Source organism: Thalassobacillus sp. CUG 92003, from assembly GCF_013618635.1.
Classification (GTDB): Bacteria; Bacillota; Bacilli; order Bacillales; family Halobacillaceae; genus CUG-92003.
Map to the genome: position 1 here is coordinate 273,424 of NZ_JABLSJ010000005.1, position 23,967 is coordinate 297,390.

The window sequence follows — 23,967 nt, forward strand, 5'->3', positions numbered from 1 at the left end:
CCATTTCTATGTCTTGCTTTATTCAGATTGACTGGCTTCAATGTTTTGTTCGATCTGGTTGGCGGCGTCATCGAGTACTTTCTCCACATCTTCACCTTCTGCTAAAAATTGCAAGGCGTCATTCATGGGATCCCAAACTTGAGACATCTGTGGTGCACTTGGCATCGGAACGCCAGACTCAATTTGAGTAGCGAAAGCTTCATAAATGGGATCATCAATAGATTCCAACGCTTCCGGGTTCGGCGGAAGTTCACCTGCCACTTCAAAATAATGCTTTAGGTTTTCTTGGTTTGTCATATACATGGCGAGCTTCTTGGCCCATTCTTTTTCTTCTGAATAATAAGAAACCATCCAGCTTTTGACACCGACAAACGTTGAAGCAGATTCACCATTTACACTTGGAAATGGAGCCGATTTCAAAGAGTCACCTAAGGCTTCATTATAATTCGGGATACTCCAAGGTCCATTGATGACAGCACCGACTTTGCCTTCTGTAAATAAACCGTCTACAACATCAGTCGTGGTCGAAGCTGGAATCTTTCCATTGCCAAAGAAAGATTGGAACAACTCTCCTCCTTCTTTCGCTCCCTCATTGTTCAAACCAATATCGCTCACGTCATAACTTCCGGTCTCACCACCAAATATGTAAGCACCGAAGTTCTTAAAAAATGGATAAGCAAAATAAAGATCATTCGGTTTCATTAGGAAGCCGTACTCATCTGAAGCAGCGTTCGTGTGATCGTTCAATGCTGTTTTCAAATCCTCTGTTGTTTCAGGGGGCTCGGACAAAATATCCGTATTATAATAAATACCATACGTCTCAATTACAGCAGGAGCGCCGTACTGACTGCTTTCGCCGTCATATTCATAGGTGACAGCATCAATTGCCGCTTCACTGTAAGCCTGTTTCTGTTCATCTGTGAAATTAAGCGGTTCAGCCAGCCCCTGGGCTACGATATCGCCGATTCGATCATGAGGCTGAATAAATAAATCAGGACCTTTACCTTCCGGGCCGGCAAGTGACAGCTCTTCCAGCTGGTCTAACATTGACTTTCTCACGACATTAACCGAAATGCCTTCTTCTTCTTCAAAATCTGCTACAATATCTTCAATAGCTTCGGCTTGAGCATCTTCGTCATTAGCCCAAATGGTCAATTCCTCAGGTTTTTCACTTGATTCCCCTGAATCACTCCCATCATCTTCATTCGAAGCCCTTTCAGGTGTACAAGCTGCCAATACCACTATGAACATAACCAAACATACGATCCGCAACAGTGATGTGTTCTTCAATGAAAATCCCCCCATTAAATGATTAATGCAAACGTTTGCATTAAATGCCTAAATTTTGCCCCTCTCCCAGGAGCTTCTTTCCTTATATGTAAACGTTTGCATTGACTACAGGTATTATAGCTTGGTTTCCATTTTTACGCAACCGTTTTCGTTGCAATTTACTGAAAATCCTTTTAAACTGTTTTGTAGAAACGTCTTCAGCCCAATGTCGCCCATTTAAAACGAATGATTTGAACGAAAGGCCATGCTTACCGCAGGTACAACCTTCATAGGTTGTACCTGTTTTATTTAAAGGAGGAAATATTATGATAAAAGAAGCTGTTTATCATCGCCCTAAACATAACTTTGCCTACGCGTATGATGCGGAAACGCTGCACATTAGACTAAAGACTAAAAAAGACGACGCCCATTCTGTTATGCTTGTTTTCGGCGACCCCTATCATTGGGATCAAGGAAAATGGCAGGTTGCGAGAAAGAACATGGATAAATCAGGGAGCGATCATCTGTTTGATTACTGGTTCACTGAAGTCAAGCCTCCGTATAGAAGATTAAGATATTGCTTTGAACTTCACGATAACCTTGAATCCCTCGTCTATACAGAAAGAGGTTTTTACGAAGAAGTGCCGCTCGATGACCCTAATTATCATTTTTGCTTTCCTTTTTTAAATAGCATAGATGTTTTCCAACCTCCCGAATGGGTTAAAGATACTGTTTGGTATCAGATTTTCCCTGAACGATTCGCTAACGGGGATGCACATGTAAACCCGGAGGGGGCACTGGATTGGGGGAGTGCTGAACCCACTCAGACTAATTTCTTTGGCGGTGATTTTCAGGGGGTGATGGATCATCTGGACTATTTGCAAGCATTAGGCATCACAGGCATCTATTTCACTCCTATTTTCAAAGCTCTCTCTAATCATAAATATGACACCATTGATTACATGGAAATAGACCCGCAATTTGGTGATAAAGCAACGTTCCGACAGCTGGTTGAAGAAGCGCACAAACGCGGGATTCGTGTCATGCTTGATGCTGTTTTCAACCATAGCGGCTACTACTTTCCTCCCTTCCAGGACGTGCTGGAAAACGGGACAGACTCGGAATATGCTGACTGGTTCCACCTATATGATGAGAAAATCCTAACTGAACCTGTCCCCAATTACGATGCATTTGGGTTTGTCGCGTCTATGCCTAAATTAAACACGGGGCACCCTGATGTGAAACACTATTTATTACAAGTTGCCCGTTATTGGATTGAAGAATTTGACATTGATGGATGGAGACTTGATGTGGCTAACGAAGTGGATCACTCCTTCTGGAAAGCTTTCCGCTCTACAGTTAAGTCTGTTAAACCTGACGCCTATATTTTAGGTGAGATATGGCACGACGCCATGCCCTGGCTAGAAGGGGATCAATTTGATGCTGTCATGAATTACCCTTATACCTACAGTGCTATCGAATTTTTTGCTAAAAATAATCTAACACCCAGCCAGTTCACCGATTCCATAACTTATGTGCTGCATATGTACCCACAAAACGTTAATGAAGTTTCATTCAATTTATTGGACAGTCATGATACACCACGCGTCCTCACAATAGCTAATGGGGATAAGAATCGTTTAAAACTCATGTACGTCTTTCATTTTTCATTTACGGGAACACCTTGTATGTATTATGGGGACGAAATCGGCATGACAGGTGGTGAAGATCCTGACTGTCGAAAATGTATGGTATGGGACTCACAGGAACAAGACCGGGATTTATTCTCCTTTGTCCAGCACTTGCTCACATTACGAACCCGTCACTCAGCCTTCGGAAGTCGGGGATCCTTTCACTTCGCCTTCCACGATGACAAGCAAGGGATTCTCGCCTACAGAAAAGTGACACCTCATGAAACGCTGCTCTTTATCTTAAACAATTCATCATCAAAATCAATTGTACACAGCGACGATTTGGACCAGCACTCAGTCCATGATTTATGGAACGGAGAACAGATATCCTATGGTATGAAACCACTCACACTTACACCCTTTGACTTTAAAATCTATCAACTGGACTAACAATTAAGGGCGGGCGGAACCCATAACTGGTTCCGCCCGCCCTTATCACGTCAGCACCTTCCGGGCGGCACACCCGGCTCTTTTGAAAAACCCGGTTTTGTACCAGGTACGCTTGTTATTTCAGGGTGATGTTATTGGTGGTCATCCAGTAGTTGATTTGGCAGAGGTGGGCGATTAATTGTGGACCGGTCATAAGTTGACCGAACCAGGGCGTATCAATGGATTTCCCTTCACTCTTACTTAAGGCAATCAGTTTATCTCGATTGAATAGCTGCAGCAGTGGCGATTGAGAATCAGCTAAGATCGTGTCCATCCAATTTACTACGCCTTTTGTATACTCCGGGTGGAACGTTTTCGGGTAAGGGTTTTTCTTACGGTAGAGGACATCATCCGGCAAGATGCCTTCTAATGCTTTTCTAAGCAGTCCTTTCTCTTGATTGCCATACCGTTTCATTTCCCAGGGAATGTTCCAGACGTATTCGACCAGGCGATGATCAGAAAACGGGACACGTACTTCAAGACTCGCCCCCATACTCATCCTATCTTTTCGATCCAATAATGTTTGCATAAACCAGTTCATGTTCAAATAGAACATTTCCCGTCGCTTCGCCTCTTCTTTATTTTCCCCAGGCAGAACCGGCATTTCATCTATCGTTTCTTGGTAGCGCCTCAACATGTACGCTTCTAAGTCCAGCTCTCCAGCTAAATCAGGATGAAGAAGGTCACTTCGAACATGTAAGGACCTTATCCAGGGGAATCCTTTCCGCTTCAATTCCTCTTGCTTATAAAACCAAGGATAACCGCCGAATATTTCATCCGCACACTCGCCTGATAACGCAACGGTGACATATTTTTTTATTTCCTTACAGAACCACAATAAAGAAGAATCTACATCGGCCATCCCCGGCAAATCTCGTAATTCCACAGCTCGTTTCAGTTGCTCGACTAACACATCGGGAGATGCAACCAGATTGGCATGGTTGGTGTTGTGTTCTTGTGTGATCATGTCAATGAACTTTTCATCACGATCGGGTTGAAATTGATTTTTTTTAAAGTAGCGGTCTTGGTCCTTGTAATCTATGGAAAACGTATGCAAACGCCCTTTGCCTTTCTTGGCATAGTCCTTTGCCGCTATGGCTGTAATAGCGCTTGAATCAACGCCACCCGAGAGGAAGGTTCCCAGTGGGACATCGGAAACAAGCTGACGCTGAACAGCATCATTAAACAAATAGCGAACATGCGCAATCGTTGCTTCTAATGTATCTTCATGAGGCTGGCTTTTTACGTTCCAATACCGCTCTACATGCAGCTTTCCCTCTTGATAAATGGCCCTATGGCCGCCCCGGATTTCTTTCATGCCGGAAAATACGCCGTGGCCGGGTGTTCGGGATGGCCCTAAGGCAAGCACTTCATGAAGCCCCTCTGCGTCAAGTTCCGCTGGTATATCAGGATGGGCTAAGATAGCCTTCATTTCTGAAGCGAACACCAACATGTTTTTCCCTTCATAATAAAATAACGGCTTAACCCCCAGGCGATCGCGGGCTAAAAATAATGTTTTACGCGTACTGTCCCAAATTGCAAAGGCAAAAATACCATTTAACCGATCAACGCAAGCCTCCCCCCACTCCATATAGCTGACCAGCAGCACTTCTGTATCCGAATGGGAGCGAAAATCCCATCCTCTGGCTTGCAAAAGTCTACGTATGTCCTCTGTATTGTATAATTCCCCGTTATAACAGATCGTGTACGTATCATTTCCTTTTTGTCTGCTCATTGGCTGTCTGCCGCCAGCAGGATCCACCACAATTAATCGTTGATGGCCAAAAGAAGCTTCACCATCTGTCCAGTTATTGTATTCGTCAGGTCCGCGGTGCTCTAGTGTCATTGCCATTTTATATAACATCGCAGCCTTATCATCTTGTGCATAAGTCGATCCAATCCAGCCTACTATGCCGCACATTCTCATCTCACACCTTTCCCATTTGAAACACTCTTATATCAGTTTATGCACGCAAGGGAAAATGTTAAGTTATTTTTGACTTGACAAAATAATTGAGAATGATTATCATTATAAATGAGAAATTTCGTATCACTGCGTTGCTTACCCCAAAAGCATGTTGTGAGCCAGATTTCTCCACCAAGCCACCTTAGTGACAGCAGAATAAAAAGTCCGAATCCAGGATCCCCCTCCCTAAATTCGGACTCTAACCCCCTTTATAAAAAACCTGAAGATGACGATACCACCTTATCGTCTTATCTTCAGGTTTTTGTGTTGTTTGCGATTTTCTAGCGCTCACTGTTTAAGTTAACACCTACGGCAATACGCCCATTGGCAAGAAGCCGAATCCAAGAAGCAAGGCAAGCGAAACAGCAATCAAGAGCTGTACCCACCATACGACAGCCGGCTTTTGCTTGACGTATTTAACCGTCGCAATCTCCATGGCCGCAATAGCCCACAGACCGACGAGAAGTTTCAATATGATGAGACCATCATAATTTTCGTAACTTGCAAACAGGGATCCGCCTGAATACAAGATGAGAAGAAATACGACTCTTAAAATTATGTGTGTAATTTTTGTTGCTTTCCGATTTTTACTGCGTGCAAAGGTGGTCACCATACCTACTAAGGCTAATGCCAATACCCAGGAAGCAATATGTAAATGTGCCAATTGTCTTCCTCCTTTCATTCCTACTCCAGTGTTATACTATCATCTTTCCCTGTTCTTTTCACATGAAAACAATGTGACAATCTTAAAGAAATAGGAAAATGCCAGCTAAACCTGTTATAATGAGTTCAGATTTTCAGAATTGGAGGGATACTATGTCACGTACAAGTCAAGAAATCATCGATCAAACGCAATCCTTCGGAGCAAAAAACTATCACCCGCTGCCGATTGTCGTCACGCACGCAGAAGGCGTGTGGGTGGAAGATCCTGAGGGTAACCGTTACATGGATATGTTGAGTGCCTATTCAGCCGTAAACCAGGGGCACCGACATCCTGATATCATCAAAGCGTTGAAAGACCAGGCGGACCGCGTAACACTCACTTCACGTGCTTTCCATAATGATCAGCTGGGACCATGGTATGAAAAAATTTGCAAATTGACCAATAAGGAAATGGCACTGCCGATGAATACAGGAGCAGAGGCCGTTGAAACAGCGATTAAAGCAGCCAGACGCTGGGCTTACGATGTAAAAGGTGTAGAAGAGAATCAAGCTGAAATTATTGCATGTACAGGCAATTTCCATGGTCGTACCATGACAGCGGTTTCGTTATCGTCTGAGGATGAATACAAACGCGGGTTTGGACCGATGCTGCCGGGCATCAAACTGGTTCCTTATGGCGACATCGACGCATTGAAAGAAGCCATAACAGAGAATACAGCCGGCTTCTTGATCGAACCGATCCAAGGAGAAGCAGGCATCGTGATGCCACCGGAAGGATTTTTAAAAGAAGCCTATGATGTGTGCAGTGAACAAAATGTTTTATTCATTGCGGACGAAATTCAAGCTGGCTTAGGTCGTAGCGGACGGATGTTCGCCTGCGATTGGGAAAATGTTTCCCCGGATGTCTTAATACTCGGCAAAGCCTTAGGCGGTGGCGTATTTCCAATCTCTTGTGTTGTAGCGAATAAAGAGGTTCTCGGCGTCTTCAACCCAGGATCCCACGGTTCAACATTTGGAGGAAACCCCCTTGCAAGCGCTGTATCCATCGCTTCATTAGACGTATTAGAAAATGAAAAGCTGGCTGACCGATCGCTTGAGCTCGGTAATTACATGATGGGCGAATTGAAAAAGATTAAGAATTCGACCATAAAAGAAGTACGTGGCAAAGGCCTATTTATCGGTGTTGAATTAAACGAACCTGCTCGCGTATATTGTGAACAATTGAAGCAACGTGGTTTATTGTGTAAAGAAACGCATGAAAATGTCATCCGTTTCGCTCCCCCACTCGTTATCAACCGTACAGATTTAGAATGGGCAGTCGAACAAATCAAAGAAGTCCTTCAATAAAGAAATAGGCTGTCTCAAACATAATTGAGACAGCCTATTTTTATTCTTGAGTTTCTACAGATAGAATTCGTTTTTGTCCCCAGGGGGCGATGCCGACTTCAACGATCAAAGGGGATTGTCGCTCCTCAAATTGCTCGCCGGTTCCTTCTTCGACGTAAAACCGATTCATACCATAGTCCACCCAGTACGTACCTCGATTACGATCGGAATGCCGTAACATGCCTTTCAGGATGACCGCCCCCTCTCGAGGTTCAAACGTATTGCCAGAAGCTCGTTTTACTTGCCAGAATTCATCTTCTTGCTGCAGTTCTACATATACCGTACTCCCTTGCTCAGGGTCAGCCCCTTCCCAATGTGATTCTGATAGTTGTTCAATATCATAATTCAACGTCACATATTCTCCATAAAAAGGGTCATGCGGATCAACGGGAGCTGTTTTTAAACGAATCGTCTCTCCCCATCTTTCAACCGCCGAATAGGAGAGAGCCACACCAATCAGAAAAAGGATCTGCAAGAGTACAATGAAATAGAACGCAAGACGCTTCATCGCTCATCGCCCCCTCTTTGCACGCTTCTTCTTTTTCGCTCCAGAACGTAACTTATGCCAAATAGAAGCACGCCCCCTACAAAAAAGAATACTGATTTATCTAAAAAGTCCCAGGCGAAATGGATATAGGCTATAAATGTACTGACCACAAAGGCCAAGGTCCCTTTCGTCACGCGTTGCGAATTTTCCTGTTGATATCCGATCAATAGCCAGCCAAGCGCATATAAGAACAGAAGCATGAGCGATGCAGCCCCGGCCCAGGGAAGTAGGAACACAGGCACGAACAAGAAGAGATCAACTCCTCTGAACAAACGGTTTTGCTTCCATAACTTAACGAGTACTCCAGCCATTATCCCCAGCCAGACAAGGAAAAAGACATAAGTATCTTCTAGTGCAGGAGCAGAAAAGCCATCTTCTAGTGCAAAGACTTGGATAACCGCGGTAAAGGCGATCGCCGTTACACTCCCCGAACGCATGGGCCGAGCAACACGTTCATTTTCCAGCCAGACACTGACAGCATAAAGAAGTAGTAACAACACGATCAGCCAATAATAGGCAGACGATTCACTGAACGTCCAAACGACTGATTGGACAACATAACTGACCGTGACGATCAGCGCGAATGCTTGATGGCGATGGCGGTACAGGGCATAACTTCCCCCAAGCACCAATAGCGCCCCCAGCCACGGATAGAACGCCTGATAAGTCATTGCGCTATAGAGCTGCCCTGCTGTAACAATTGTCATCACTAAGCCAAACATGATGACATTTTGAAACATGACATACACTGCAAAAGCGGCTAATGACCAGATTAAAAAAGGCAAAGCACTGAATGAACTAACATGATACATTTGGCCAGTTAAAAAGATACCCGAACCAAATATGAGCACAGCTACAACAAGCAGACTATTCCCTACTATATTCGAGGATTTGGTATACACCCTTTCTCCAGCAGTATAAAAACTTGCCATCGCTACGAGGATGATGATCAAGCGCACCACATTATCCAGGAGGTCCCAATTTGACGCGATAAATGTCAAAAAACCGAGACCGATAAAGATGGCCGCAAACGTCAATAACACCGGCTTCGTCTTTTGTTCTGGGTATCGCTGCAAAATTTGCTGGTACTGCTCTTGTGTAATGATTTCTGCTTCTAACCAAGTACGAGCTTCTTTAGCCATCCGCTCACGATTCATTGCTCACTCACCTGCCTGACTGTATTTTTGAAAACGTCATTCCCTTCGCAGCCGTTGCTTCCTTCCATATGTTAACGTGCGCCATAACCATTCAAGCGGCCCATAACGATACACTTTAAGCCAGACACGACTCATCATAATTTGCAAGCTGAAGACTAAGATGACAATTAATACACACATCCATGGGGGCACATGCCCATACAGGCCAAAGCCTACAGAATAGAATAATCCATACGAAACCAAAGACTGAGTTATATAGTTGGTCAAAGACATGCGGCCGACATATGTAAAAGGCAACAGCACCCTCTTCGCCGACTCTCTCTGAAAAAGCAATGTAATCGCAAACATATAGAATAGAGCTGACGCTGTTCCTCCAACGTTATCTTGGAGCAGGTAAACCCACTGGGGATTCCCGAATACGTACGGTCCAGCCTTAAACACGATGAAGATGAGCAACGTTATAACTGTCCATTTTTTGAGTGTTTGCTGATGTTGTTCTGGTTCATGAAGCCATCGTTTCCGATGCACGTACATGCCGAATAAGAACATAGGCAATAAACTCATCATTAAGATGATCACGGCTAAAGGGTGAGTTCCGTAAAGCCAATCATTAAGGTTTTGGGATAATATGTCCCCAAACGAACCACTTCCATAATGTTCTTTAGCCGCTAAAATCGCACTGTAATTGTAATCACTTCCCATCCCCCTGGAGGCATACAATAATCCTGTCATCGACACGACCATGAAACCGAGCACCCCATACGCCCAACCCAGCAACGTAGCAGGCTGGCGCTCAAAAAATAAAAACAAAAACAACCCGATAACCCCATAAGAAAGTAATATATCACCATGCCAGATTAAAAAAGCATGCACGAGTCCAAAACCGATCAGCACCATTAACCTTCTGAAGATAACTGACCTATACGTATTATATTTATCAACGAGACGATCTTTCATCATTTGCATGCCAAAGCCGAATAAAAAGGAAAACAACGTATAAAAACTTGCTTGAAAGAAAATATCGATAAGCGTTTGGATGGTATGATTCAACCCCGAGGACCAAAATACATCTTCCCCACCATATAGAAAATAAGGGGCACTGAATGCAGGCGCATTCACCATGAATATTCCAAAAATCGCCAGACCCCGGGCGGCATCAATCCAGCTCAAACGTTCAGCTTCTTGTAAGGGTGTACCTATTCCCTTCATATGCTTCCCCCTCTCTCTTTCATTATAATCATAAGACCGGACCGAGGGGAATGCTTATTTCATAAGCTGAGAAAGGAGGTCATCGAATGCCTGCCAAAGTAGGCGCTGTAAAAGTCATCAACGTTTCTTCATCTAGTATCTTTAATATCGGCGATGTTTACACGATGGCCCCAACCAGCACAGCTAAAACTTATGCCGGCGGTGGATCATTTAATACAGGCAATGGCATTCGCGTTAACCTTGCCCGTTCCTCCACGTACGTAAATGACCAGGAAAACATTGACCAGGCGATTATCGACTAAAGGAGGTTTGCCCTATGTCATTTATCATTCATCAAACCATATCTATAAATTTCATTAAAGTCGGAGCCGTTACAAACTCTTCAGTACTGCAAATTGGCAGCTCGGGTATCATACATGCTCAATCTGATCTTTACAACACAGGAGGATATACCGCTCCTGGAGCTAAGGCCCAACCTGAAGACGGGTACGTGACATCTGATCAAGCAGAAGTTGCTATTCTTGTACCGCTTGCACCCATCACTTAAATCACAGACTTTTGTCTCGCTGCATAAATTATAGGGAAACGCCTATTTCGGGAGGGGTGAGCGAGATGAGTAACTGGCAGAACTGGGCGACTTATATTGAACAGTTAATGCGTCAAATGAATGAACAGCAACAACAAATCAAGCAATTGTCGACTCAACTGGAAAGTCTCAAAGACTCGCAGCAGCCTAAAACAGTGATTGAAAAAATCGAATATCATTTTGACCAATTGAAAATTGAATCATTAGAAGGGACGCTGCACATAGGGTTATCTCCTCAAGACCTTGAGCAAATGGACGATTTCTCTTACCCCGGCTCCCCGATAAAGGCTGAAGAACCAGCTCCATTACATGTACGAATGGATAGAGATTTTGTAGAAAACGGCGATAGTGTCATTCAGGAACTTGCACAAACCACAGGGGCAGCACCTACGCATGCCATAAAAGAACAAATTCTGGCCGACATCCGTAAACAACTGCCGGGACGTATCCAGCACTATCAGGAGACCCGTCCTGATCTTTCCGAAACGGATATTGAACATTTTGTCGGGGAAGAAGTTAGACACTCCATTCAACAATACTTAGCCACTCATAAAGGAGATGATTCAAATGGCATTCACCGTCCATAATTACGGCTTATATGTAGGCGATATTAACGTAACCGGCCTTTCTTCTTCATCCGTATTTCTGATCGGAGATAACAAAACGATACAACTTCGCTCCTATTTTGACACTCCCCCCGAATCGTTAATCATTAAACCGCTCCCAGCAGAGCAAGTTCAAGCAGGAGAGGATGCAACTAACGATGAGCAATCCTCGTGAAGCCAAGGTTCAGGATATTGAAGTACAGGATGTAATTATCGGCTCAGGCTTCATCATCGGAGATCTCAAACAGTACAGGCCACAAGCGCAAGTTTTGGCTGTCCAGCAGGAAAAACCGACTTTCAGAACAGACCCCTATGCCTTTGAAGATTATAAAATCTTTCAATTACCAGCCGAACCCCATGAAATTTTAGTTGATCAAAACGCTCATGTCGATCATCACGGTTCTGCAATCCACGTTGATTCCGTGCACATTAAGAGCGTGTCCACCGCTTCATTATTTGAAGTTGGTGGAATTGAGGAAATTTACTCGCAATCACGCATTAAACATATCCGGGCGCTCAAAAACGAACAGAGCCGCTGAGGCTGCATATACTAATGTTAAACGAAAAAAGGAGGATTACCTTATGCCCTCCATTGTCGGGCCGATAAGAATCAACAGCGTCGCAGGCGGCGTTGTCAATTTCGGCGATGCCTTTTACCTGGCTCCAAAGAGTACTTCAAAAACAAACGCCGGGTCTGGATCTAATAATACCGGTGACTTTATTTGTACGAACAACGGATTCAGTTCCACAAACCCTTTTGACCCAGATGTAAACGACCAAAATGTAACAGCCAACGCTTGACGCTAGCTTATGAAGTTGGTTATTTAATCTATTATAAAAGATAACGAAAACGTAATTCTTCTAAGCTGAGGAAGTTACGAATTAGCAAAAGACCAAATCATATGGTGATTTGGTCTTTTAGCTATGTCTTATGATAAATATTCGTAATCGTAACTCACATAGTTAATTCACTGAAAGTCAACTCGTTTATGCACTGTCTTTTTTTAGTTAGCGAGAAAGCTATTGTCCACATTTAACCTTTACTGGTTATTCATGAGAATTTGGCTTCTACGTTTCATGGTGGTCTCCGCTGGTAAAGATGGTATTGGATAAGTGGAGGAATCAACTCACTTGATAGCGGAGACGTCTTGGTCAGCGGCGTATGGACTGGACTGAGCTGGAGGAGATAAAGGAAACACGAAGAACGACGTGATTCGATGTTGACTTATCGTACAGAAGCGAGGGAAGTCTCACTAGCCGCTAGACGCCGCAGCTGGATAGTTCAAATAGGGTAGGCCAACTCTCTAAGAAGGAGTACATTCCTAGTTAATTAGCGGGAGAAGGAGCTCGGCTAGACCCCACAGGGAGCGAAGCGAGCGAGGAGGCTGGCCGGTTCCCCGCAGGAAAGCGAGTTGTTTCAAAGCCACTCCAAACTTTTATTTGGTATCGAGCCTTCATTACCTTAAATCCAATTCGTCCCACCCGGGTCGTTATTTTAACCTCACGCCATAGTTGATTCATTTGTTAAAGAAGCAAATCTGTCTCCCATAATCAGGGTATTTAGTTTACAGGAGACTCTCAAAACACTGTAATTTATGATAATCAGTGTATCCTAAGTGGTTTATACGTCAAGCAACAACGGACCATCGAAGAAATACAGACATTTTCTTATAACGGGTTCGCCCCATATTTTCTCTAGAGCAGTGGCATACAAACCGAGTTGTATCCGATAACGATCCGCCAATTTCTGCTGTCCCTCTAACGTCATACTATCTTTTAATTGATCTGTCTTATAATCAAGCAACAGCCAACCATCCTGGTACGGAATCATACAGTCAATAACACCTTGCACGAAAACATGCTCTTCTGTTTGTCCCTCCCAATCATCATAAACGTCTTGTGCCGGAAGATTAAGGCTGAAAGGCACCTCCCGCTCAATTGTTTGGGAGGCTAACACACGCTGGCCAATCTCGGTATCAAAAAACGCCGCAATCGCTTGCCGATCAATTATATCCGCTTCGTCACGACTCAGAATCTCTTTTTCTGCAAGCTTCTCCACAAATTCTCCTACTTCTTCTTCAGTTAAAGACTGTGTTAACGGGAGGTGCTGCATAACCGTATGCATGGCACTTCCTTTTTCTGAAGCAGTCAGTTGCTTGCTTTCCTGCATAAATTTCGGGCGTTTTCCTATAGGAGATTTGACTGGAGCCAATAATTGGTCGCTGCTGTATTCATCCTTCACTTCTCGCTGTCGTTTCAATTCCGTCACTGACTGTTTTGCCCTTGTTTTAGCGGCAAGCTGATGAGGATATTCGAAGTTAAGCCTCTGGTCTACTAACAAACTAGGATCAACATCCTCTACTTTGTTCCACGCGTCAATCGACTCTCGCAGTTGCTCATCTCGATACAGTATTTCTTCGTCAATTTTAGAGAATTCGCTGCCATGTTTGATTACTACAGCCCATTGTGATTCATCTCGCAAAATAGCATCTGATGTAGTGATGTTAACGTCAGACGTTCTAAGGGCAGATGAATCGTTATGGCGTATGAGAGCCGGCCCCACCCAATCCAGATAAGACCTTGCTTCCATCCGATAATGGGGCGGTAACACCCAATCGCTTTGCTTTAGAAAGGGCAGCCATTTCGATTGTTTTTTTTCAAAAGAAGAGACATTTCCGATCATAACCAATTTTTCTTTTGCCCTCGTTAAGGCTACATACAACACGCGCATTTCCTCAGCCAGCAACTCACGAAGCTTCACCTGCTTCAATGCATGATAGGAAAGGGTCGGATACATGAGCCGTTTTTTAGGGTCGATGTATCGGGTACCAAACCCAAAATCTTTGTGAAGTAAGTAGCGATCCTTTAAATCCATCAAGTTAAATTGCTTATCCATAGCTCCCAAAATAACAACAGGAAATTCTAGGCCTTTACTTTTATGAATCGTCATAATACGGACCACGTCTTCTTGTTCCCCCAGAGCGCGGGCCGCCCCTAAATCATCCCCGCGTTCTTCCATCCTGTCGATAAATCTTAAAAAGCGATATAATCCGCGGAATGAAGTTGATTCATAAGAACGAGCACGGTCGTATAATGCCCTCAGGTTCGCCTGACGCTGCCGCCCCCCTGGCATCCCACCGGCAAAATCATAGTAGCCTGTATCCCGAAAAATATCCCAAATAAGCTCGGACAGAGCCCCTTGTCGGGCTTGAGTTCGCCACGATTCCAATTGGTTAAGAAAATGATCGATTTTTGCTTTTGTTTGATTATCCCCAGCAAAAGAGCGTAATGCCTGATAATAGCCAGCACGCCTGTTGGCCAGTCGAATCTGCGTCATTTCCTCCTCATCGAGACCGACTATTGGAGAGTGGAGAACCGAGGCAAGCGGAATATCCTGTTGAGAGTTATCGATTACCTTTAAGAGACTGAGCATAACTTTTATTTCAATCGCCTCAAAATAGCCTGTTGATAATTCGGCATACACCGGGATACCTTGCCGTTTCAGTTCTTCAACAAGTGTAGGCGCCCACGTCATCGAACGCATCAAAATGACAATATCGCGATATTGGACGGGCCGCTGGGTCTCGGTTGCTTTGTCGATGACCTGAAGAGGAGGCGTTTCCTCGTTACCCAGCCATTTTTTGATTCGATTTCCGTAAGCCCGTGCCTCTAATTGGGCTTTTTCCAATTCACGGTAATCGGTGTCTGAATCCTCACCTGATTCCCCTCGGTCTTCCCGGTCAATGATGACAAGTTCTGTATCCGCCTCATTCGAAGTCAACTTGTCATAAATGGTGTTACTGTAAATCAGTTCGGCATCCGCTTCATACGCCATTTCTCCAACTTCTTCATCTAGTATTTGGCGGAATATATAGTTGGTAGCAGATAGCACTTGCTGCCTGCTGCGAAAATTTCGGGCAAGATCAATCCGTTCGCCTGATTCCTCCGTCTCGCTGTAGCGTTTGTATTTTTCCAAAAACAAGGCAGGTTCAGCATGGCGAAAACGATAGATGCTCTGTTTAACATCCCCGACCATGAATAGATGCCCCCCCTGTTCCCCTGTCAGCAGCTGAAGAAGTGTTTCTTGTACCAGGTTCGTATCCTGATATTCGTCTATCAGGACTTCTGTGAAGGTCCGCTGCAAATCCAGGGCGATTGTTGAAGGGATGGTACGCTCGGGGGTTGAGCGTTCATCTCTTAATACTTCCAGACAATAATGCTCAAGGTCAGAGAAATCCACCACGGCTTTCTCTTTTTTCAACTGCGTATACCGTTGTTTGAAATCTTTGACGAGTTCAATTACCTGAACGATGATCGGGTGAAGCTCCCTCATATCGCTTATGTAACTTGTCAAAGTTCGTGAAAACCACTCATCACGAAGCGTATTCCATCGTTTTTTATAGTTGTCTCTGAGTTTTTTAACGTCGTCTTTTTTGTCTTCATCACAATCGCTCTTTTTGTTCGGCAGGCTTTTGAATTTGACTGAGGTCATATACGTTTGCAAGTCAGTCCAAGATCGCTGAATATGTTCCTTAGCTTCTTCAACCATCTGACGATCATATTCCAGCACCTCATCATAATGGTGAGGTCCGTCTGTTTCACCTGCAATAGCCAATGCCTGGTCGATCTCTGTTTCCATGGCATGCAATTGACTGTGAACTTCTTTTTTCAAAATTTGCAGCCACCGTATATCATCTTCGTTTATGTCGTGTTCAACGTTATACATCGCTGCCATTTCATCAAGCCAAGCTTCCGGCCAGGGATTCTGCATGGCGAATGTGTACAGCTCCAGAATCAGCTTTTCAACATCCTGGTCACTGCGATCGCCCGAAAAGCGATCAACAACACTGAAAAACACCTCCCTCTCTTCGCCCTCTTTACCGTACCAATCCTCAAATAACTCATCCATGATTTCTTGTTGAATGAGATCCCCTTCAATATCATCCACGATCCTGAAACTTGGATCAATGTCTAGTCGATAGGAATATTTACGAACAATGTCCATGCAAAAGGCGTGCAATGTGGATATCGAAGCACTCTGAATCAAGGCAAGTTGTTTCTTCAAATGATGGGAAGACGGGTAATCTTCCAGCGCCTTGCTAATCGCCTCGCTGACCCGGTTACGCATTTCTTGAGCTGCAGCATTCGTAAACGTCACCACCAGCAGCGAATCAATGTCCACGGGAGCACTCTCGTGGAGAAGCTTCTGAATAATGCGCTCCACGAGGACAGCAGTTTTCCCTGATCCTGCCGCTGCGGCCACTAACACATCCGAGCCACTGGTGTATATCGCTCTTTCTTGCTCTTTAGTCCACGATGCCATCTCCGTTTTCCCCTTTCTGTTCTAGCTCCTTAATTCGGTGTAAGACCTCATCATCTTTCATCGTTTGCAAGCGTCTGAAGTTATTTTCGCTTAAAGTCGGATCGAACTGGCAAACGGAGCGGAATGGGCAGTAAGTACACGCTGTTTGCTGATCATGTTGAAATGGGTTGAGCTTAACTTCACCTTCTGTAATACTGAGCCCTGCGTTTCTGATCAAATGCCGGGAGTAGCCTTGCAAATTTTGGAACATTTCGTGCTGGGCTGTTTTCGAATTAGCATAAAAACCACCATTGGATTTGAGGCCAGCAGGAATGATGCGGCTATGCCCTTTGTCCAGACCCGTGTCCATCATCCGTACAATATCTTCATTTTCCAACAGCAAGCCCTGCATTTTGAATTGCTTGAAAATTTCATTCTCAATCGCTGCATCATCAAGCTTGTGTTTCCCAGAAATCATCGGGTTGTGGACGTGAAAATATAAGACACCAGCAGGAGATGCGTGGGAGCCCAGCCATTGTTCTGACGAAGAAATCACAACATCAAGATACGTCAGCATTTGTAAGGCCAAACCATAATAAACTTCAACCAGATTTAACCCTTTGGCACTTGACTTATAGTCGATGATACGCAAGAATAATTCATTTTCCTGCATCGCTCGATCGACGCGGTCTATGCGACCTTGCAGCATCAACTCAAAGCCATTAGGCAGGTCTAACGAAAGAGGGGGGAGTTTATGATCGCCTTTTTCCCCAAACCCCACTTCAAGACCAACAGGGGCAAACCCGCTGTTCTTAGCCTGCTCACTTAATACATACGTGGCCCGAGCTACTACGTCCTGAAGCTTTTGCTGGATATAACGATAGCGGTTGGAACTTTGTAATATTTGGTGCTGAAGCACAGCGGATAAATCCCCAACTGCTTGAGCAGCATAAGTGTTGCTTTGCTCCCGGTCTAATTGGGCAAAATCCTTTTTCTCTTCTTGTAGGCGTTCTGTAATCTGACGTAACGCTTCATGGAACAGCTGACCGATATCCGGAGCGTCAAGTTTATACGTTTTCCTTTCCTCAAGACCAAGACTGTAATTGGCAAAATGCTGGTATGAGCAACGATGGAACATTTCCATTCGTGATACACTGGCTTTCACTTGCTGTGAGTGTAATTGGGAGGCCGTTTCCTTATTCAAATTGACGGGCTTGTTCCGATAAAATAAACTGCCAAGAACTTTCTCAGTCAGACCGCCTTTTTGTTCATGGTCAATATACCAATTAAGCACATTCCACCACACATTTTGCATTGAGTATCCTTTTAAATAGCGTGACAACTGCGACGTTAAAGCAGACCGTGTTTTTAAAGGTGTGGTTATAAAACGGAGCGCTTCATATAAATCGTCAGGATCCTGGAGATGAAAGTGAAAAGCGTTCGGGAATAACTCTTCGATACGATTAACGACATGCGAACGGGTTTTTTTCTTCCCTTCTTCATTGCTTAATGGGTAACTGATCCACAACTGATCCCTGGGCATGGTCAGTGCAAGATAAACATAGAAGCGATCATCTAACAACTGCCGTTTTCCACTGTCGGCCAATCTTATGCCTTGTTCTGACAGGAGGTCCCGTTCTTCTTCAGAAATCATGCCGTCACTTTGCGGTTTCATGGGCCAGGACCCTTCAGTAACCCCCAACAAAAACGCTGCCATAATGCCTGTGATTCTGGAGCGGTCAACGCTGCCGACTATAACGTGGTCCATGCTTGGAGGAACGTGCGCAAAGCGAAGCGATTCTAACCCGCTTTCAATCGTACTGCGGAAAATCTCTAACGACATGCATTCGTCGCCTACCATTTCCACCATCTCATCGAGTAATTGCAGGACAGCCTCCCACACTTGTTCCTGCTCTCTGCCTTTTTCAATTTTGCCGGCCTCATCAAATTGATCGCGCCACGTTTCCAATTGTTGAGAAACTTGCATCGATTCCAGCCAAATGTAAATCGCGCGGCCTTTATCAGCTATCGATTCCGCTCGCCTTAATTCATCATCAAAGGGTTTCAACGCGCGCGTAACCTGCCTGCGATAGCAATTAATGCGATATTCCTTTTGCTTTTCTTCATCTGTTTTAGCACCCTGTTCAAATCCCCTGAATCGTTGGTATCCCCAATCCTCCTTATCACACCACTGACTTTTGGATCGGACGCCGTATTCGAGTACATAGTTTTCTAGTTCATCTATCCCCTCTTCATGAAGGGGATATTCCAGATCGGTCGGTGGCACAAATCCTGTTTTCAACAACCGGAACACAGCGTCATAACGCCAGTTGCCTTCGACTACGTCAAGTCCTGATCGGATCAATTCAACAAGCGGATGATTCAGCATCGTTCGTTTTTCATCTATAAATACCGGGATATCGTAATCGTGAAAAATGGTCGCAATTAAATCATGATATACATCAGGCTCACGCATCAAGATAGCCATATCCTTATAACGATATCCTTTGTCTCGAACCAACGTTAATATTTCTTGAGCGACGCCTTCCACCTCTGCCCTTGGATGTACCGCTTCGGCCACACAGATGGGCACTTCCCCTTCATATTCATGTGCAGGACGCTGATCATAATAGGTTTCCAAATGGGCGAAATAGGGGCGATCATCAAACCGTCTTCGTTCCGGATCCAGTTCTTCAATTCCAGTAATAGGCTCACCAATTTCTAAAGCGAGTGCTTTTAATTGCTGGAAAGTTTCCTTCGTCTCGTAAAATAGGTCAAGCTCCGGAAGCGTGTCCTCATCAGTAAATTCTGTTGTAAGGGCTACATTTACGCACGAGGTCTTCCTCATGAGTTGTTCGATCACACTTAATTCTTGCGGCGTGAAACTGTGGAAACCATCAATGTAAACTTCTGCGCCGTCCAAAAAATCAGCTTCCCCAATTTTATTGGCCAAAAGCTGGAGTTGATCTTCCCCGTCTATGTATTGATCTTCAAGAGCATGCATCAAGCGATCATATATATAAGATAAATCGTCTAACTTGTCCCGCAAAGCAGTTTCTGATTGCTGTTTATGTTTGAATTGATCCATATGGTCCATTTGAAGCTGGAGCACTTCAGGTGTAATGCGATATCGTTTGAATTCCGTAATCAATCCTTCCAACTGTTCAATAAACCCTTGCTTTTCAATGGCTTTTTGAAAGACGTGCCAGTCCGACTTACGTTCTTCTGTGATTTTCCTCAGCATCATCTGAATCCCTGTCGAACTGATAAATTTACGAATACCGCCGCCGGTCTCCTGCAGGACACGCCAAGCCAGTCTGGAGAAACTGAAGACTTGAGCCCTGATCGTGCCCTCTATCCCTTCTCGTTTTAACAAAGCATATTCCTGTTGAAAGGTCATTTGATCCGGAACCAAATATATGATGGGAGGCCCTTGAGGGTCATGTTTCAGTTTTGATTCAATTTCTTCTAAACAACGGGTGCTCTTCCCGGCCCCCGAACGCCCCAGCAAAAATCTGATCCCCATTCTGCACCTCTCCTTGTAAATTCATTCTCATAATCTCACGCATCGCTCTCTTACATTCTACCATTTATGAAGCTTGCTGCTCGATAGTTTCGCATAGGGTAAACGAGCCTATCGCAAATAAAAGCCCTTAACGGCATCCAGTGTGAGCAGTTTCAAGGATGCGGGGGCTTTGAGTAAATAAGAGTCATTCAATGAAATTGTATCGTCACTTTGGACATCGGCCAGTAGAGAGCATCGACTTTACCAACCACTTCATCCATGGAAACAAAACCAAAGTAACGGCTATCCAGGCTATCCCTCCGGTTGTCTCCCATTACAAACAAGTGGTTGTCGGGAACTTCTGATTCCCCCGTGACTTTCTGTAACGTGAAGTTCTTAGTAAACAATCTGCCATCGTCAGGTCTCAGTCTGTCCAAATAAGGTTCAGCCACTCGGTTGCCATTCACATACAGTTGATCATGCCTGTAAGCAATATGATCTCCAGGTACCCCGATCACCCTTTTCACGTAATCCTCTTGCTCGTTAGCATGGAATACGATAATATCCTGGCTATCAATGCTCTGCCAATCATAAACAAGCTTATTGACCATTAATAAGTTCCCATCATATAAGGTTGGTTCCATTGACTCTCCATCTACAATATAACTTGCAAACAAGTACGTTCGAAATATAAAAGCAAGTAACAAGGCGAGCAGGATTGTTCGAATTAACCGAAACGATTTCTTCATCTTGTCAACCTCCCAAAAAGGGGTATCTACATATTACCCTGTCCCCCCTGATTCTAACCGCTTCGGAATCTCTTACGTTCAGCTTTCTTTTGCAACCGCTGCTCTATATATTTACCGATCATCCAAAAAATCAAAATACACAATCCTACAATGATCGTTTTCATTGGATTTTGGGCAAAAGACGTTAGACTGTCACCGACGAAAGCAATCGTAAAAATCATTACGGATTTTCCAAGAAGTACGGCAAGAAAGAATTGTTGGCGACTCACGCCAGATAAACCTGCCACAATATTAATAATTGAAGAAGGCGAGAAAGGAAAACACATGAGAAGAAACAAGGGGCCAAAACCATGCTCCTCCACCCAAACCATAATCTTTTTCACTTGTTTATGACGGCTTACAAAACGGAAAAAACGTTTTTGACCAAGACGTCGGATGATAAGAAAGACGATCATGGCACCGAGCACAGCCCCGATCCATGAATAGAAAAAACCTTTCCACAACCCGTAGGCAACCGAGTTTGCGATTACAAAAACAATCAAGGGGAGAATCGGAAGAAAAGCTTCTAACAATGGTAGTAAAATGCCAGGAATGGGGCCAAGGCTTTCAAATCGTTCCAACTGCATCATGATATAGTCGTATAGTTGATCGTCTTCAGCCATCTCTTTTATCTTTTCTAAGGTTAACGTAAGTAAATACATACAGGGGCTCCTTGGTATATAAATCAGCAACTAACGCTCATGATATCATTTTAATGGATTCTCACCTGATTGCCTACAAAAAACTCTTCGCCAAACGCCTTCTTAGCGTTTGCTTTATTTTCCATCCAGAAAAATATTGCATACATTTTACCTTTTCATGGTATAATGGAATTAGAACACATGTTCGCATTTGGAGGGAATCGCTATGCGCAGTTTAGGCAGTGAAGAATTAGAATTAGCTACCCGGTACTTGTTCCTCTCCATGGCCTTAGTCGTGCTTAAACAAGATCGGCAATACATTGAAACAGGGCAATTTAAAATCAAAGATCACTACTTGGATCTGCTTAATAAGATGGAACAACTCGGTCGTCAGGAACGAAAAAAACTGCGTTATGAAATGACCCAGCAAAAACTGCATGTGATTGAAACGTCCCGTAATGATTCGTTTACTTCCTTCTTGTTCCTTGCCCATGGATATGAGGAGAAGCGAAATTATTTCAACCCCGCCATTCGGAAGAAAGTCGAACGCATCCTATTTGAACTCATGCATCGGGTCTATTCTTAACGTGTTGATTGCAATGTCTCTCCCTAAAAAAGTAACCACATGCATCATGTGGTTACCCGTCGTGAGACACAATTAAAGACACCCATTTCTGAGAATCACGTATGTATACAAGGATGTCTCCCAAAGGTGCCTCTTATCCAAAGGGCTCTGCTATTTTTCCGGTAATATAAGCACCCGATGTTTTCAGCCGATCTTCGAGCATAAAGCGAAACTGAGCGGTTCGTTGAACTTGGTTGGCGATCATTCCTGTCGAAACGGGAACATTGACCGATACACCATTCGTAAAGATAATCGTAGTCGTCTGGTTGATTTCACTGTGGTAGGAACGAATAAAAGGGTGAGCGATCCAGGAGCATTCTTTGCGCTTTGGGGATATAATCGGGAAGAAATAAATACCCATCGCCGGGGAGATGACAATTGGTGGCTTATGGGTGAAGCCCGCGACTTCCTTTGTACCTGCGAGCCGCCCCTCGAGACTGGACGCAAAATAACGGCAGGAGCCGTCTATGACTTTGCTCGGGTGGTCAATTAGATCGAACCGTTTATCTCCTTCATACACTTCGGTAACCACGCGTCCGATATCATCATATTTAGCAAGCAGAGCCATTGTGTGTGAACTCACCTCATACTCACTATTTTTTGAGTACTTCATTCTTATCTTCAACATCCTTTCTCTTCAGTGGAGGGAATAAACCTCTTATGCTTCCACAACTTCCCATCCGTACTACTTTAATTTACCAGAAACAGACAGGAAAGTCTAAATAATTCTGGAAAAATTCAAAATATTTTTCAAGTTCGTTTTACTTTGTCTGATAAGAGGAATATAACCAAAGGATCAGAGACACGTTAAGAATTCTCCGTCCGTGTATTTACAATCACACATCAGGGTAGCTGAATTCAGGAATTGAACTGATATACTTCCCGTTCACGTGCCTGCCGCCCCCTTCACCTCCATCTCCCACTCGTGTACACACTTAAAACTGAATTTACTCAAAGGAGGAACACGTAATGTGGAAACGCAAGAAAAAAAAGGTGACACCTGAACCCGAACAATTGGAAACACGAAGCATGACATTGGATGAAGTGCGTAAAGCCGTTCATGCTTACGCTGATGATATGCCGGATGGCGTACCGTTAAGCGTCATCATTAACCATGACCTTACATTAGATTATGACTTACTCTCACCATACCTAAAAGGCAAACCGGAAGAGACCTTCTACATGTCCCGGGAAACCTATGAATTATTCGAAGCTGACAATCGCGAACTTGCCGTTGAATTAGATATGATTCAGCGAGCGGTTGATCAATATATGGAACAGACAGGTGAACTCCCCATCATTGAAAGTGACCCCTATAGACGGGTCAATTTCTTCAAATTAGAACGCCTCACCCTTATTCCGTATCGACCTGAGCGTGAATATTACGTAACTCAAGAGGAGTTTCTTGTAACTTACAAAAAAAATTAGATATAAGCGACACGTGTGCGTGGGCCCTGAAAACGGGCAAGCTTCTATCTAAGACGTTTTTAAAGGCGCTTATAATGATGACCAGCAGCTTTTGCAAGGGCAATAGAGATAGGGGGAGGTGGCTAACCTCCATCCCTCTCACACCACCGTACGTACGGTTCCGTATACGG

Annotated in this window: 21 protein-coding genes; 10 read left to right on the forward strand and 11 right to left on the reverse strand. The window is 44.2% G+C overall.

All coding sequences use genetic code 11. The annotated features are described in order from the left end of the window. Window positions 1-18: 18 nt before the first annotated feature. On the reverse strand, window positions 19-1,290 hold the full coding sequence (locus tag HOP45_RS10185; protein WP_255437578.1) for a sugar ABC transporter substrate-binding protein: 1,272 nt from the start codon (window positions 1,288-1,290) through the stop codon (window positions 19-21). Window positions 1,291-1,595: 305 nt separating this feature from the next. On the opposite strand from HOP45_RS10185, the gene HOP45_RS10190 reads away from it, so the two are divergent. Beyond that, window positions 1,596-3,350, forward strand: coding sequence for a glycoside hydrolase family 13 protein (locus HOP45_RS10190; RefSeq protein WP_181349173.1), 1,755 nt, complete (start codon window positions 1,596-1,598; stop codon window positions 3,348-3,350). Window positions 3,351-3,465: 115 nt separating this feature from the next. Here HOP45_RS10190 and asnB read toward each other — a convergent pair whose 3' ends face one another. Together asnB and HOP45_RS10200 are read right to left on the reverse strand one after the other, a co-directional pair. Continuing rightward, window positions 3,466-5,310, reverse strand: coding sequence for an asparagine synthase (glutamine-hydrolyzing) (gene asnB / locus HOP45_RS10195; RefSeq protein WP_181349174.1), 1,845 nt, complete (start codon window positions 5,308-5,310; stop codon window positions 3,466-3,468). A gap of 352 nt (window positions 5,311-5,662) precedes the next feature. Continuing rightward, window positions 5,663-6,019, reverse strand: coding sequence for a YisL family protein (locus HOP45_RS10200; RefSeq protein ID WP_181349175.1), 357 nt, complete (start codon window positions 6,017-6,019; stop codon window positions 5,663-5,665). Window positions 6,020-6,171: 152 nt separating this feature from the next. Here HOP45_RS10200 and HOP45_RS10205 point away from each other — a divergent pair, with 152 nt between their 5' ends. Next, window positions 6,172-7,365 (forward strand): ornithine--oxo-acid transaminase, encoded by a 1,194-nt coding sequence (locus tag HOP45_RS10205; protein WP_181349176.1) that lies wholly within the window; start codon window positions 6,172-6,174, stop codon window positions 7,363-7,365. Between the two features lie 40 nt (window positions 7,366-7,405). Here the strand turns inward: HOP45_RS10205 and HOP45_RS10210 are convergent, their stop codons facing one another. Genes HOP45_RS10210 through HOP45_RS10220 form a run of 3 tightly spaced genes read right to left on the reverse strand, consistent with a single transcriptional unit; the run spans window position 7,406 to window position 10,317 of the window. Continuing rightward, a complete protein-coding gene (locus HOP45_RS10210) occupies window positions 7,406-7,912 on the reverse strand; it encodes a GDYXXLXY domain-containing protein (protein WP_181349177.1) in 507 nt (168 codons plus the stop codon). After that, a complete protein-coding gene (locus tag HOP45_RS10215; protein WP_181349178.1) occupies window positions 7,909-9,108 on the reverse strand; it encodes a DUF2157 domain-containing protein in 1,200 nt (399 codons plus the stop codon). The genes HOP45_RS10210 and HOP45_RS10215 overlap by 4 nt, the downstream gene beginning before the upstream one ends. Before the next feature lie 36 nt (window positions 9,109-9,144). Further along, a complete protein-coding gene (locus tag HOP45_RS10220; protein ID WP_181349179.1) occupies window positions 9,145-10,317 on the reverse strand; it encodes a DUF418 domain-containing protein in 1,173 nt (390 codons plus the stop codon). Between the two features lie 86 nt (window positions 10,318-10,403). Here HOP45_RS10220 and HOP45_RS10225 point away from each other — a divergent pair, with 86 nt between their 5' ends. The 6 genes from HOP45_RS10225 (at window position 10,404) to HOP45_RS10250 (ending at window position 12,309) form a co-directional block, all read left to right on the forward strand. Further along, the gene (locus tag HOP45_RS10225; RefSeq protein ID WP_181349180.1) at window positions 10,404-10,619 is read left to right on the forward strand and encodes a spore germination protein; all 216 of its coding nucleotides are present in this window, start codon (window positions 10,404-10,406) and stop codon (window positions 10,617-10,619) included. 14 nt (window positions 10,620-10,633) lie between these two features. Then, window positions 10,634-10,864 carry a spore germination protein GerPB gene (locus tag HOP45_RS10230; RefSeq protein WP_181349181.1) on the forward strand — a complete coding sequence of 77 codons (231 nt, stop codon included), beginning with the start codon at window positions 10,634-10,636 and terminating at the stop codon, window positions 10,862-10,864. Window positions 10,865-10,929: 65 nt separating this feature from the next. Continuing rightward, on the forward strand, window positions 10,930-11,490 hold the full coding sequence (gene gerPC / locus HOP45_RS10235) for a spore germination protein GerPC (protein WP_181349182.1): 561 nt from the start codon (window positions 10,930-10,932) through the stop codon (window positions 11,488-11,490). After that, the gene (locus HOP45_RS10240) at window positions 11,471-11,683 is read left to right on the forward strand and encodes a spore gernimation protein GerPD (protein WP_181349183.1); all 213 of its coding nucleotides are present in this window, start codon (window positions 11,471-11,473) and stop codon (window positions 11,681-11,683) included. Before gerPC ends, HOP45_RS10240 begins: the two co-directional genes overlap by 20 nt. Beyond that, window positions 11,667-12,047, forward strand: a complete 381-nt coding sequence (locus HOP45_RS10245) for a spore germination protein GerPE (protein WP_181349184.1) — start codon at window positions 11,667-11,669, stop codon at window positions 12,045-12,047. The genes HOP45_RS10240 and HOP45_RS10245 overlap by 17 nt, the downstream gene beginning before the upstream one ends. Before the next feature lie 43 nt (window positions 12,048-12,090). Further along, the gene (locus HOP45_RS10250) at window positions 12,091-12,309 is read left to right on the forward strand and encodes a spore germination protein (protein WP_181349185.1); all 219 of its coding nucleotides are present in this window, start codon (window positions 12,091-12,093) and stop codon (window positions 12,307-12,309) included. An 820-nt stretch (window positions 12,310-13,129) separates the two neighbouring features. Here the strand turns inward: HOP45_RS10250 and addA are convergent. The 4 genes from addA to HOP45_RS10270 all read right to left on the reverse strand — a co-directional run bounded on the left by addA (window position 13,130) and on the right by HOP45_RS10270 (window position 21,765). Beyond that, entirely contained in the window at window positions 13,130-16,831 is a 3,702-nt protein-coding gene (addA, locus tag HOP45_RS10255; RefSeq protein ID WP_181349186.1) for a helicase-exonuclease AddAB subunit AddA, read from the reverse strand. Continuing rightward, a complete protein-coding gene (addB, locus tag HOP45_RS10260) occupies window positions 16,815-20,336 on the reverse strand; it encodes a helicase-exonuclease AddAB subunit AddB (protein WP_181349187.1) in 3,522 nt (1,173 codons plus the stop codon). The genes addA and addB overlap by 17 nt, the downstream gene beginning before the upstream one ends. A 188-nt stretch (window positions 20,337-20,524) precedes the next feature. Next, the gene (gene lepB, locus HOP45_RS10265; protein WP_181349188.1) at window positions 20,525-21,064 is read right to left on the reverse strand and encodes a signal peptidase I; all 540 of its coding nucleotides are present in this window, start codon (window positions 21,062-21,064) and stop codon (window positions 20,525-20,527) included. A gap of 53 nt (window positions 21,065-21,117) precedes the next feature. Beyond that, on the reverse strand, window positions 21,118-21,765 hold the full coding sequence (locus HOP45_RS10270) for a TVP38/TMEM64 family protein (protein WP_181349189.1): 648 nt from the start codon (window positions 21,763-21,765) through the stop codon (window positions 21,118-21,120). A 205-nt stretch (window positions 21,766-21,970) separates the two neighbouring features. On the opposite strand from HOP45_RS10270, the gene HOP45_RS10275 reads away from it, so the two are divergent. Next, a complete protein-coding gene (locus HOP45_RS10275; RefSeq protein WP_181349190.1) occupies window positions 21,971-22,330 on the forward strand; it encodes a YhjD family protein in 360 nt (119 codons plus the stop codon). A gap of 133 nt (window positions 22,331-22,463) precedes the next feature. Here HOP45_RS10275 and HOP45_RS10280 read toward each other — a convergent pair whose 3' ends face one another. After that, window positions 22,464-22,982 (reverse strand): competence protein ComK, encoded by a 519-nt coding sequence (locus tag HOP45_RS10280; protein ID WP_181349191.1) that lies wholly within the window; start codon window positions 22,980-22,982, stop codon window positions 22,464-22,466. Between the two features lie 356 nt (window positions 22,983-23,338). On the opposite strand from HOP45_RS10280, the gene HOP45_RS10285 reads away from it, so the two are divergent. Continuing rightward, window positions 23,339-23,797, forward strand: a complete 459-nt coding sequence (locus tag HOP45_RS10285; RefSeq protein WP_181349192.1) for a DUF3939 domain-containing protein — start codon at window positions 23,339-23,341, stop codon at window positions 23,795-23,797. The last annotated feature ends 170 nt before the right edge of the window (window positions 23,798-23,967 follow it).